Here is a 12,165-nt window from a genome sequence, read left to right as displayed (position 1 = left end):
GCGCGGCTCAGGCGGGTTGAGCCGCCCGCAGTTCCACCGAAATTCCGTCCATCAGCGTCGTCCCCGAAACCGCCTCGACGACATCGGGTCCGTGGCCGAGCAGGATGTTGATGTTGGCGCCGCCCGCGCGGTTGGCACGCTGCCACCCGCCGCTGCCATGCCCGAAACAATGCGGGTAGGAAACCGTGCCGCGCAGATGGTCGGCGTTGACCTCGACCTCCACCTCGATTTCGCCGAAGCGGTTCGACAGGATCGCGCGGTCGCCATCGGCCAGGTCGTGGGCGGCGGCATCGTCGGGATGGATGTGCAGCGTCGGCTTTTGCGAGCGGACGAGCCGGTCGACATTGTGTAGCCAGCCGTTGTGCGAGCGGATGTCGCGGCGCGACAGCAGCTTCAGCCCTTTGGCCGGCGGCGTCGCGAGCAGACGGTCGAGCTCGCCCGCGATCAGATCGTCCCACAGGTGGATCCGCCCGTCGGCGTGCGCGATCTTGTCGGGATTGCCCCAGGGGATCGGAATGTCGAGCATCGCCCCGTGCGGATGGTCGCGCAGCCGATCGATCGACCAGCCGGCCGCCCCCGCCGGCCCCTGCCGGATCGCCCCGTCGAGCACTTCGAGCGGCCGCATCTGCCCGCCCGCCGCCTGCGCCGCCGCCTCTTCGGGCGACGCCGCCGGCATGCGCAGCCCCATCCGGCCCAGAATAGCGCAGAAGGTGTCGAACTCGCTGCGCGCCTCGCCCACCGGCGCGATCACCGGCTCGGTATATTGGAGGAAAGGCTGCACCATGCTCATGAACGGGACCATCGGCAGGTCGGCGCGCTCGTAGAAGGTCAGCCCCGGAAGCACATAGTCGGCATAGGACCCCGCCTCGTTGATATAGAGGTCGAAGGATACCGACAGCTCGAGCTGTTCGAGACCGCGCCGCAACCGCTCGCCCCCCGGCGCGGCGAGCAGCACATTGCCGCCGAGCGAAAGCAGCGCCCGCACCTGCCCGGGACCGGGTTCCAGAATGTCGTCGGGCATCACCGCCGAAGGCAGGAACTGCGTCACGCTCGGGAAATTGCCGATCCGGCTGCGGACCTCGTCATAGCCGCCGGTGGTCGCCCGGTCGCTCCCGGCAAGGACGGGAGTGGCGAAGGTGCTGCCGCCCTCGTGCCCGAACGTCCCGCCGACCATGTTCAGCGCCGACAGCAGGAAATTCGCCAGTGTCGCATAGGGGCCGCGACAGATGCCGACTCGGCCGTAGCAGACCGACCGCGGGCTGGCGACGAGGCGCCGCGCCAGCGCCTTGATCGCATCGACTCCGATCCCGGTGCGCCGCGCCGCCTCGGCGAACTCGATCCCGGTCAGCGCCGCGCGCAGTTCGGGCCAGCCGGCGCAGCGCGCGGCGAGAAACGCCTCGTCCGCCAGCCCCTCCTCCGCGAGCGTCCGCAGCATCGCGAGCATCAGCCAGCAGTCCGAATTGGGCTCGATCGCGACATGCTCGTAGCGCGCCGCGGTTTCGCTGCACCGCGGGTCGACCACCACGACGCCGCCGCGCGCCGCGACGGCGTCGAGCTGGTGCCGTACCCGGGGCGTGAAGATCAGCGACCCGTTGGAAACGAGCGGGTTGGCACCGAAGATGATCATGAAATCGGCGTTGTTGACGTCGGGCACGTCGATCGTCAGCGGGCTGCCGTAGAGCACCCAATTGGCGGTGAAGCGCGCATTGGTGTCCTGCGAGCCCGCGCCGTAGATTTTGGTGGTGCCGAGTGCCTTCAGGAACATGCGGAAGCCGGTCATGCCGTCGGTCGCATAGGCGGGTGGATTGCCCTGATAGCTCGCGACGGCGTCGGGGCCGTGCTCGGCGATGATCGCCGACAGCCGGCGCGCGATATCGTTGAGCGCCTCGTCCCAGCCGACCGGCTCGAACCGCCCTGGCGCGACGCGCTTCATCGGGCGCGTGACGCGATCGGGATCGTGGGTGACCGCGTGGTAGGAGATGCCCTTCACACAGGCGTGGCCCTGCGACGAGGGATTATCGGGGTCGGGCCGCGCGCGCACGACCTTCCCGTCTTCGACTGTGGCCACCAGCCCGCACACCGCCGTGCAGATGCGGCAGAAAGTGACATGATCCCCGTCCTCGCCCGTCGCTGGTCGCATGATTCGCTCCAGTTAATTGATTGATTGCAATGTTTCACGCTTTTGCCGTCCTGTCCATTTCCTTCGACCTGTAAAGTTGGATTCCGCGACAGGATGGCGCTGGCTCGTCGGATTGACGCCCCATTATTCGAGCAAAATAATTAATCGATTGGTTGACATCTGCTCTCGATTGATTGACATTGCGGCGACTATGTAAGGCCCGCAAGCGGCCCCTTTTTCGGGAGAGTGGAGACGTGGCGAAACCCGAAGGATATTCGGCCCAGGATTTCAGCCAGCACGACCGCGTGCTGATGCAGCGGCCCTATGATTTTTACGACCGCGTGCGCGAGTCGGGCTGTCCCGTCGCCCGGTCGGAAAAGCTGGGCGGATTCTGGTACACCACCAACTATGCCGCGGCGCGGCGGGTCTACGACGACTTCCGCACCTTCAGTTCGGCCGACGGCACCGCGCTGCCGAAACAGCCGCTGCCGCTCTATCCGATCGACCTCGACCCGCCGCAGCAGACGCGGATGCGCAAGCTGCTCAACCCGATCTTCCTGCCCGACGCGATCCTGAAATATCGCCCGCGCTTCGACGCGATCATCGGCGACCTGCTCGACGAGATCGCCCCGAAGGGCGAGGCGGAGCTGCAGGAAGAGCTGGTCCGCCCGACGCTCGCCACGGTGATCATGCCCTTTCTGGGCGTCCCCAAGGCCGACTGGGCGATGCTCGCGCACAAGCTCGATTTCCTGACCCGCATGCGCGTCGAAGACCCCGACACCTGCGCGCGTTACGGCGAGGAACTCAGCAATTATCTCTACGAGTTCGCGGCGCGGCGGCGCGGCACGCCGCCCGAGGACGATCTGATGCAGATATTGATCGACGCGCGGATCGGCGGCGAGGCGCTGACCGACGAGGAGATCGTCGGCATCGCGACCCTCGTGCTGTTCGGCGGGCTCGACACGACGAGCGCGGTCGTCGGCATGGCGCTCTGGTATCTGATCGAGCATCCCGACGAACGCGCGCGCCTCCTCGACGGCGAGGTCGATTTCCCGAAGGCGCTCCACGAGTTCGTGCGCTACGCCTCGCCGATCCAGGGACTGCGGCGCACCGTCACCCGCGACACCGAGCTCGAAGGCTGTCCGCTCAAGGCCGGCGACTATGTGATGGCGATGAACGGCGCCGCCAATCACGATCCGGGCAAGTTTCCGGAACCCGACCAGGTGCGATTCGACCGGCCGATCGGCAACGAGCACGATCATCTGGGGTTCGGCGGCGGCGCGCACATCTGCATCGGCCAGCATTTCGCCAAGACGCTGATGGAAACGCTGATCCGCGCCGTCTTCGACCGCCTGCCCGATCTGCGCATCCGCGACGATTTCCGCCCCGCTTTCGCGGTGGGCGAATCGCGCGTGCTGCAGACATTGCCCGTTTCGTTCCGCCCCGCCTGAGGGCGCGGACCCGACGACCGGCGCGGGAGCTGCGCGACACATCGATAGCTTGAAAACGCGAGCGGCGCAGAGCCGCCGAGCATGGGAGGGTGATATGCGTAAGACTTCGAAATGGTTGCTCAGCGCCGCTGCCGGCGCGATCGCCGGCGCCGCCGTGCCGGCCTGCGCCCAGGATGCTCCGGCGGAGACGTCGGCAAGCGACACCGGCACCGGGAACGAGATCGTGGTGACGGCGCAGAAACGCAGCGAAGCGCTGCAGGATGTGCCGATCGCCATCTCCGCCTTTGCCGGCGACACGCTCGCCAAGCAGGGCGTGCAGGGCATCATGGATCTCGCCAAGGTGACGCCGTCGCTGCTGATCACCGAAGGGTCGAGCCAGGCCCAGCCCTTCATCCGCGGCGTCGGCGGGCGCAACATCACGCCGGGCAACGAGGCGACGACCGCGGTCTATATCGACGGCGTCTACCAGACCGACAAGACCGGCCTGATGCTGCAGGGCTTTCCCGACGTCCAGTCGGTGCAGGTGCTGCGCGGGCCGCAGGGCACGCTGTTCGGGCGCAACGCGACCTCGGGCGCGATCCTCGTCACCACCAAGAAGCCGAGCCAGGAATTCGGCGCCTTCGCCGAGGGCACGCTCGGGACCGACGAGGCGGGCGGGCGCCTGTTCGTGACCGCCCCGATCGCGCCGACGCTGTCGTTCGCCGCCAGCGGATTCTATCGCGACCAGTACGACTATATCAAGAATCTCAACCCCTCGAACGGCGCCGGCAAACGCGTCGGCGGCGATCTCGGCTATGGTGTGCGCGGCACGTTGCTCTGGGAACCCTCGTCCGATTTCTCGGCCTCGCTCGCCGGCTATTGGGCCAAGGGCCACAACAATGCGCCGATGGCGGTCCAGCCCGTCCGCGGCGGCCCGACCACGCTCGGCGGCGCGCTCGCCCAGTCGATCCTCGGGCTCGACATCAGCCGTCCCGACCGCGCCTATTATGGCGAGATCCCGCCCGAGGTCCGCTACGAAGGCTATGGCGCGTCGCTGACCCTCGACGCAGATCTCGGCATCTTCGACCTCAAGTCGATCACCGCCTATCACCACGACAATTCGGGGGTGCAGCTCGATCTCGACGCCTCGCCGATCCCCGTCTTCTGGTTCGACACCGACCTCAACGGCCGCGCCTATCAGCAGGAGATCAACCTGACGTCGAACGGCAGCGGCCCGTTCCAGTGGATCGTCGGCGGATTCTACATCAATTATCGCGACGGCTATTCGCAACAGGACCAGGTGGTCGGCCTGCCGGTACCGAATCCGTTGCGGCCGCATCAGGTTCCGCAGTCGCTGCTCGATGCCGCGGCCGCGGGCGAGGCCCCGGGGGGCAAGGTCTTCATCGACCAGAGCGCCTTCGTCACCGTCGAATCGCTCGGCATCTTCGGCGAGGCGTCCTACCAGTTCACCGATTCGACCAAGCTGACCGTCGGCGTGCGCTACACCGACGAAACCTCGACGCTCGACAAGGATAACGGCAATATCACCTACACGCCCGACGGCGCCGGCGGGCTGCTCGCGATCCCCGGCAGCTCGCTCGCGACTTGCGAGGCGACGCCGACGTGCACCGGGCTGAAGACGCCCTTCCAGAAAGTCACCTACCGCGCGGTGCTCGACCAGAAGTTCAGCGACGATGTGATGGGCTATCTGAGCTACAACCGCGGCTTCAAGAGCGGGGTCTACAACATCTCGACGATCACCAATGTCGAGGCGACCAAGCCCGAGATCATCGATGCCATCGAAGCCGGGCTGAAGGTCACCGCCTTCGACCGCAAGCTGACGTTCAACGCCGCGGCCTATTATTACAAGTACAAGAATCTGCAGGTCGCGATCGTCGACCCCGACCTCAACACGCAGATTTCGATCAACGCGGCGAAGGCGACGATTTCGGGGCTCGAGATCGAAACGGGCTTCCACCCCAACGACCGGCTGAATCTCAACGCCAGCTTCTCGACCTTCTTCAAGGCGCAATATGACGAGTTTCCGGCCTGCCTGATCTATCGGCCCAACGGCGCGGGGCTGTCGCAGATTCCCGGCGCCGACGCCGACTGTTCGGGGACCCGCCTGCCCGTCACTCCCAAGGTGATGGCCAGCCTGACGGGCAGCTATACCATCCCGCTGCCCAATGACGCCAAGATCGAACTTGGCGGACTCTACAGCCACATCAGCCGCTTCGACCATGCCCCCTATGGCTTCTATGCCGCGGGGGTCGACGAAACGGGCACTCCCTATCCCGCCGGGATCGGGCGCGCGCCGATCCAGAAGGCGATCAACACGGTCAACCTCTATGCCACCTTCACCCCGCCGGACGACAAATTCTACGTCCAGCTCTGGGCGAAGGACATCCTCAACCAGAATAATGTGTACCGCAACCTGTTCACCACCTCCTTCGGCTATTACACCTCGCTGACCCGCGGGATTTCGGGTGGGGTCAGCGTCGGGTTCAAATTCGGATCCGAACGCCGGTAAAGGGAGGTTCGGGTCATGCGCCGCGAGATAGCGCCTTGCTGAAGCTGACGCCGGAGGAAGCGGCGTTTCGCGACGAGGTCAGGGCCTTTTTCGCGGCGGATTACCCTGCCCATGTCATCGCCAAGAACGCCGCCGGCCAGCAGCTCGACAAGCAGGATCACATCGACGCCCAGCGCGCGCTCCACGCGCGCGGCTGGCTGGGCGTCGGCTGGCCCCGCGACCATGGCGGCACCGGCTGGACGCCGGCGCAGCGCTATATCTTCGATCAGGAACTCGAGCTCGCGAACGCCGCCGCGATCATTCCGATGGCGGTCATCTACATCGGCCCGATCATCGCCGCCTTCGGCTCGGATCGGCAAAAGGCCGAATGGCTGCCCGCGATCCTCGAATCGCGCGCCTTCTGGGCGCAGGGCTATTCGGAGCCCGAGGCGGGGTCCGACCTCGCCTCGCTCCGCTTTTCGGCGGTGCGCGACGGCGACGACTATATCCTCAATGGCACGAAGATCTGGACGTCGGGCGCGCAATGGGCCGACTGGATCTTCTGCCTCGCGCGGACGAGCCGCGAGGAACGCAAGCAGCAGGGCATTTCGCTGATCTGCGCGCCGCTCGACCTGCCGGGCATCCGCATCCACCCGATCCGCCTGATCGACGGATCGTACGAACTCAACCGCGTCGAATTCGACGATGTCCGCGTCCCCGTCGCCAATCGCATCGGCGAAGAGGGGCAGGCCTGGCATTATGCCAATGTGCTGCTGAAGACCGAACGCCTGTCCTATGCGCATATCGGCGCGAAGAAGCGCGATCTCGCGCGGCTGCTGGCCGAGGCGGCGCACATGCCGGCATCGGGCGGCGGCACGATGGACCGCGACCCGGCCTTCCGGCTCGCCGCCGCGCGCGTCGAGGCGAAGCTCGCGGCGATCGAGGCGTCGGTGCTGCGCTCGCTGCGAACCGAGATATCGATGGCCACCGCCGCCGCGCTCAAGATCGCCTGCACCGAATGCGCGCAGGCGATCAGCGAACTCGCGATCGACCTCGCCGGCCGGGCGCGGCTGCCGATGCTTGGCCGCGACGAGCCCGACTGGACGGCCGCGGCGCCGGCGGTGCCCGGCTTCGGCCCGCTCGCCGTCCAATCCTATCTCTTCGAGCGCGCGCAGACGATCTACGGCGGCTCGACCGAGATTCAAAAGACCATCATCTGGCGCGCGCTGGCGGCGATGGCGCGATGACGGGCGGGCTTTCCGGGCAGGAGCAGGAGATGCTGCGCGATTCGGTGCGCGCCTTCCTCGCGGCACGCGGCGACCGTTCGTGGGCGGCGCTGGTCGACCGCCTGGAGCTTGGCGAGGCGCTGCGCGATGCGCGCCAGGGTGCGATCGTGGCCGAGGAAATCGGACGCGCCCGCGCGGCGCTGCCGTTCGCGGAAACGGCCGTGACGCAGTGGCTGCTCGAACGCTGCGGCGGGCCAGGGTTCGAAGCAGCGGCGGTCCTGACGATGGCGTGGGCCGAGCCCGGCATGCGTTACGACATGGCGGACATCGCGATGACCGCGCGCCGCGACGGCGACGGCTGGCGACTCGGCGGGAGCAAGTCGGCGGTCGGCTGGGCGCCCGCGTGCGACCGGCTCGTCGTCGCGGCGCGCACCGCGGGGACGGTAGGCGAGCGGGGCGGGCTGTCGCTCTTCCTTCTCGATCCGGCTTTGGCCCCGAATCTTCGCACGCATGCCCATCGAACCATCGACGGCCGCCCCGCCGCCGACCTGATTTTCGAGGACCAGTTCTTCGGCGCCGACGCCTTGATCGGCAAGCCCGACCAGGCGATCGACCTGATCGAGGAAGCCCGCGACCGCGCCACCGCGCTGCTCGCGGCCGAAGCCGTCGGCCTGCTCGACAGCCTGCTTGCGCAATGTATCGCCTACACCGGCCAGCGCCGCCAGTTCGACCGGCCGCTCGCCGATTTCCAGGCGCTCCAGCACCGCATGGTCGACATGTATCTCGAATGCGAACTCGCGCGCTCCGCGGCCTGGCTCGCCGTCGAGGCGCTCGACGAGGATGCGGCGACGCGCGCGCATGCGGTCTCCAGCGCAATGGTCAACATCGCACGCGGCTGCCGCTTCGTCGGCCAGCAGGCGATCCAGCTCCACGGCGGCATGGGCATGACCGACGAACTGCCGCTCGGCCATTATGTGAAGCGCGCGATGGCGATCGAGGTCGAATGGGCCGACGCCGACTGGCACCTGGCCCGGATCGCGGGCTAGGCGCGCCGTGCCCGCCCGGCGCGCCCCTCGATCAGCCCGGCGTCTTCGGAATGAAGATCACCTTGGGAAAGGTGAATTCGCGCAAGCCGTCGAGCCCGTTCTCGACCCCGAAGCCCGATTGCTTCGCGCCCGCGAAGGGGATGTGCGGGCCGTTCTGGAAATTGTCGTTGATCCAGACGGTGCCGGTCTCGATCCGGTCGGCGACCGCGACCGCCTGGTCGATGTCCTTCGACCAGACCGCGCCGGCGAGGCCATAGTCGCAGTCGTTCGCGCGCGCGACCACCTCGTCGATGGTCGAGAAGCGCAGCAGCGGCAGCACCGGCCCAAAGGCTTCCTCGGTCACCACCGCCGCATTCTCGGGCGGATTGTCGACGAGCGTGATCGGGATGAAATAGCCGTCGCCTTCGGGAACCGCCGCGCCTTCGAGCAGGGTCAGCCCCTCCTCGCGCGCGCCGTCGATCAGCCCGCGCACCCGGTCATATTGGGCGCGGTTCTGGACCGGCCCATATTGCACCCCCTGCTGCGACCCGTCGCCGACGACCGCCTCCCTCGCGAGCTGGTGAAAGGCGTCGCGCATCGCGTCGTAGATGTCGTCGTGGATATACATGCGCTTGGTCGCGATGCAGACCTGCGCGGTGTTGTAGAAGGAGCCGAAGAACAGCTTCGGCGCGACCTCGGCCACATCGACGTCGGGCAGGACGATGGCCGCGTCGTTGCCGCCGAGTTCGAGCGTGATCCGCTTGAGGTCGCGCGACGCGACCTCCATCACGCGCTTGCCCGTCGCGGTCGAGCCGGTGAAGCTGATCTTCGCAAAGCCCGGATGCGCGGTCATCAGCGGTCCGAGCGCGTCGTCGCCCGAAATCACGTTATAGACCCCGGGCGGCAGGATATCGCGCCACAGCTCGGCGAGCTTCAGCGAACAGAGCGGCGTGTAGGGCGAGGGTTTCAGCACCATCGTGTTGCCGGCGAGCAGCGCCGGCGCGATCTTCCACATCGCGAGCAGGAAAGGGAAATTCCACGGCACGATCGCCGCGACGACCCCGATCGGCTCGTGCTTGATCACGACCTGGCGCGTCTCGCTGTCCTCGACGATCTCGTTGGGCAGCTCCTGCCGCGCCACCGATTTCAGCCACCAGGCGCCCATCTGGACCTCGCCCTTCGCCAGCGCCGAGGGGCGGCCCTGTTCGGCCACGAACAGCGCGGTGAATTGGTCGAGGTGGGGCTCGATCGCCTTCGCGGCCTTGATCAGCAGCTCGCGGCGCCCTTCCCATCCCAGCGCCTTCCAGCCCGGCAGCGCGCGCTTCGCCGCGTCGACCGCGCGATCGAGCTCCGCCTGCCCCGCGCAGGGCGCGGTCGCGAAGGCCTTGCCCGTCGCCGGATTGACCACGTCGATCCGCGTCGCCGTGTCGACCGCCGCCCCGTCGATGGTCAGCGTATATTCGTTCGCAAAGTCCATGTTCGCCTCACCCTGATTCTGCACAAATCCTATATATTTCCTGTCGATTTGCATCATTCGGGATCATAATCAAATGATATAAGATAATGGGGCGATTTTATCGGCTGGCCCGGGCGGAAACCACCCGTCCCGCTCATTGAAACGCGGCGCGACATTGCGGCCGGAGAGGATGGAATGACGATCATGACGCAGGACTGGACAGCAGGGCTCGCCCCCGGAGAGGACGGCGTCCATTACACATTCTGCCGGCTCTGCGAGGCGCATTGCGGCCTCGCGGCGCGCGTCGAGGCGGGGCGCATCGTCGACGTGCAGCCCGACAAGGACAATCCGCATTCGCAGGGGCATGTCTGCCTGAAGGGCATCACCTTCCACAACGTCACCTACGACCCCGACCGGATCACCCGGCCGATGAAGCGCGTCGGCGGCCCCGGCGAATTCGCGCCCGTCGGCTGGGACGAGGCGCTCGACGATATCGCGGCACGGCTGGGTCGGGTGCTCGACGCCCACGGCCCCGACGCCGTCGCGTCCTACAAGGGCAATCCGATCGCCTTCGGCATCGACGTCTCGTTCAGCCTCAAGGCGTTTCTGAGGGAACTGGGGGTCACCAAATATTATGGCGCCGGATCGCAGGACACCAACGCCCGGCTGACCGCCTGCTATTTCGCCTTCGGATCGGCGGTGACCTATGACATTCCCGACCTGCCGCATTGCGACATGCTGGTGATGTTCGGTGCGAATCCGCTGGTTTCCAACGGATCGATGGTCTGGTCGCCGCGCGTCCGGCACGATCTCGACGCGATCGCCGAACGCGGCCGCGTCGTCGTCATCGACCCGCGCCGCACCGAGACGGCGCGCCGCTATCAGCATGTCGCGGCGCGTGCCAACGGCGACGTCTGGCTCTTGCTCGGCATGCTGCGCACTCTGATCGACGAGCGGTTGTTCGACGAGGCGGCGGTCGCGGCGCACATGACGGGCTTTGCCGAACTCGCGCGCGAAATCGCCCGCCACGATCCGGCAGTGTGCGCCGAGCGGGCCGGGGTCGCGCCCGACGTTATCGCCGACCTCGCGCGCAGTTTCGCCGCGACGCCGCGCGCGGTCGCCTATGGGCGGCTGGGCGTCTGCCGGGGACCGCACGCGACGCTCGAGAATTTCCTGCTGGTCGCGCTCAACCTGCTCGGCGGCAAGCTGGGGCGGCAGGGCGGCGCGATCTTCAGCCGCCCGATCCTCGGCGGGTCGCAGAAGGTGCTGACCGGCGGCTATGGCGACACGCGCAGCCGGATCGGCGATTTCCCCAGCGTCGCGCAGTTCATGGCGTCGGCGATGCTGCCTGCGGACATTATGGAGCCGGGCGAGGGGCAGGTCCGCGCGATGATCCTGACCGGCGGCAACATGGTCATGTCGGCGCCGGGCGGCGCGGCGCTGGTCGATGCGCTGCAGCGACTCGACCTCATCGTCTCGCTCGACCTCTATCAGACCGAGAGCAACCGCTACGCCGACTATATCCTGCCCGTCCCGACCTTTTTCGAGCGCGACGATTATCCGATGGCGGGGCTCGGCTCGATGATCCGGCCCTTCGTCCAGGTCACCGACGCGGTGGTTGCGCCGGTGGGCGAGGCGCGCGCCGAATGGGAGATTTTCAACGCGCTGCTCGAGCGCCTCGGCAAGCCCACCCACGGCCGGCCGATGGAGGATCTCGACAAGGCCTTTCGCCTCGGCCCCGCGGGCGACGCGATGGGCGAGCGCGAGGGGTGGAGCTTCGACCGGCTGCGCGAGCATCCGCACGGGGTCATGGTCGATCTGCCCGACCCCTATGACCCGTGGCCGCGCATCGCCTGGCCCGACGGCAAGGCGCGCCTCTGGCATCCGGCGATCGCCGACGAGTTCGCGCGCCTGATCCCCGAGGGCGGCGACGCGCTGCGCCTGATCACCCACCGCGACATCCGCTCGCTCAACAGCTGGCTGCACAATGTCCCGCGGCTGGTGCGCAGCCAGCATCCCGACCTGTTGATGAACCCCGCCGACGCCGCGCGGCTGGGACTGGACGATGGCGAGACGGTGCGGCTCTCGATCGCCGCCGCTTCGGTCACCGTGCGCATCGCGCTGACCGACGACATGCGCCCGGGCACCGTCAGCTATCCGCACGGATGGGGCCATCATGGCGGATGGCAGCACGCCAACGCCCAGGGCGGCAGCAACATCAACTGGCTGCTCCCGGTCGGCGAGACCGCGGTGGAACGGGTTTCGGGAACCACGGTCATGGACGGTCTCGCGGTCACGATCGAACGGCTGGCCGACACCGATCGGATCGCCCTGCCCGCCTGACGCGGCACAATTTGCGGCTTGTCCCCGGCGTCATCCTTGCTAACGACAAGGGGGAGG

7 protein-coding genes are annotated in these 12,165 nt (G+C 67.4%); 5 read left to right on the top strand and 2 right to left on the bottom strand.

The annotated features are described in order from the left end of the window. Positions 1-7: 7 nt before the first annotated feature. Positions 8-2,140: a molybdopterin-dependent oxidoreductase gene (locus CD928_RS07805; RefSeq protein ID WP_095386549.1), complete on the bottom strand. Its 2,133-nt coding sequence runs from the start codon at positions 2,138-2,140 to the stop codon at positions 8-10. A gap of 233 nt (positions 2,141-2,373) precedes the next feature. Between CD928_RS07805 and CD928_RS07800 the strand changes: the two genes are divergently transcribed. The 4 genes from CD928_RS07800 (at position 2,374) to CD928_RS07785 (ending at position 8,330) form a co-directional block, all read left to right on the top strand. Then, entirely contained in the window at positions 2,374-3,570 is a 1,197-nt protein-coding gene (locus tag CD928_RS07800; protein ID WP_095386548.1) for a cytochrome P450, read from the top strand. Positions 3,571-3,664: 94 nt separating this feature from the next. Next, entirely contained in the window at positions 3,665-6,079 is a 2,415-nt protein-coding gene (locus CD928_RS07795; protein WP_095386547.1) for a TonB-dependent receptor, read from the top strand. 35 nt (positions 6,080-6,114) lie between these two features. Beyond that, positions 6,115-7,305 (top strand): acyl-CoA dehydrogenase family protein, encoded by a 1,191-nt coding sequence (locus tag CD928_RS07790; protein ID WP_095386546.1) that lies wholly within the window; start codon positions 6,115-6,117, stop codon positions 7,303-7,305. A gap of 29 nt (positions 7,306-7,334) precedes the next feature. After that, positions 7,335-8,330: an acyl-CoA dehydrogenase family protein gene (locus tag CD928_RS07785; RefSeq protein WP_176473509.1), complete on the top strand. Its 996-nt coding sequence runs from the start codon at positions 7,335-7,337 to the stop codon at positions 8,328-8,330. A 31-nt stretch (positions 8,331-8,361) separates the two neighbouring features. Here CD928_RS07785 and CD928_RS07780 read toward each other — a convergent pair whose 3' ends face one another. Beyond that, positions 8,362-9,786 (bottom strand): aldehyde dehydrogenase family protein, encoded by a 1,425-nt coding sequence (locus tag CD928_RS07780; RefSeq protein ID WP_095387323.1) that lies wholly within the window; start codon positions 9,784-9,786, stop codon positions 8,362-8,364. Positions 9,787-9,960: 174 nt separating this feature from the next. On the opposite strand from CD928_RS07780, the gene CD928_RS07775 reads away from it, so the two are divergent. After that, positions 9,961-12,108 carry a molybdopterin-dependent oxidoreductase gene (locus tag CD928_RS07775; protein ID WP_095386544.1) on the top strand — a complete coding sequence of 716 codons (2,148 nt, stop codon included), beginning with the start codon at positions 9,961-9,963 and terminating at the stop codon, positions 12,106-12,108. Positions 12,109-12,165 lie beyond the last annotated feature (57 nt).

The organism is Sphingopyxis sp. GW247-27LB (genome assembly GCF_002277025.1).
Classification (GTDB): Bacteria; Pseudomonadota; Alphaproteobacteria; order Sphingomonadales; family Sphingomonadaceae; genus Sphingopyxis.
Note: the sequence above shows the minus strand (reverse complement) of the source record. Positions and strands in the feature narration are given on the sequence as shown.

What these genes read in the sequence shown, in the direction of transcription:
- CD928_RS07805 (WP_095386549.1), bottom strand. Translation starts at nt 2,140, where the DNA reads ATGCGACCAGCGACGGGCGAGGACGGGGATCATGTCACTTTCTGCCGC.
- CD928_RS07795 (WP_095386547.1), top strand. Translation starts at nt 3,665, where the DNA reads ATGCGTAAGACTTCGAAATGGTTGCTCAGCGCCGCTGCCGGCGCGATC.
- CD928_RS07785 (WP_176473509.1), top strand. Translation starts at nt 7,335, where the DNA reads ATGCTGCGCGATTCGGTGCGCGCCTTCCTCGCGGCACGCGGCGACCGT.
- CD928_RS07780 (WP_095387323.1), bottom strand. Translation starts at nt 9,786, where the DNA reads ATGGACTTTGCGAACGAATATACGCTGACCATCGACGGGGCGGCGGTC.
- CD928_RS07775 (WP_095386544.1), top strand. Translation starts at nt 9,961, where the DNA reads ATGACGATCATGACGCAGGACTGGACAGCAGGGCTCGCCCCCGGAGAG.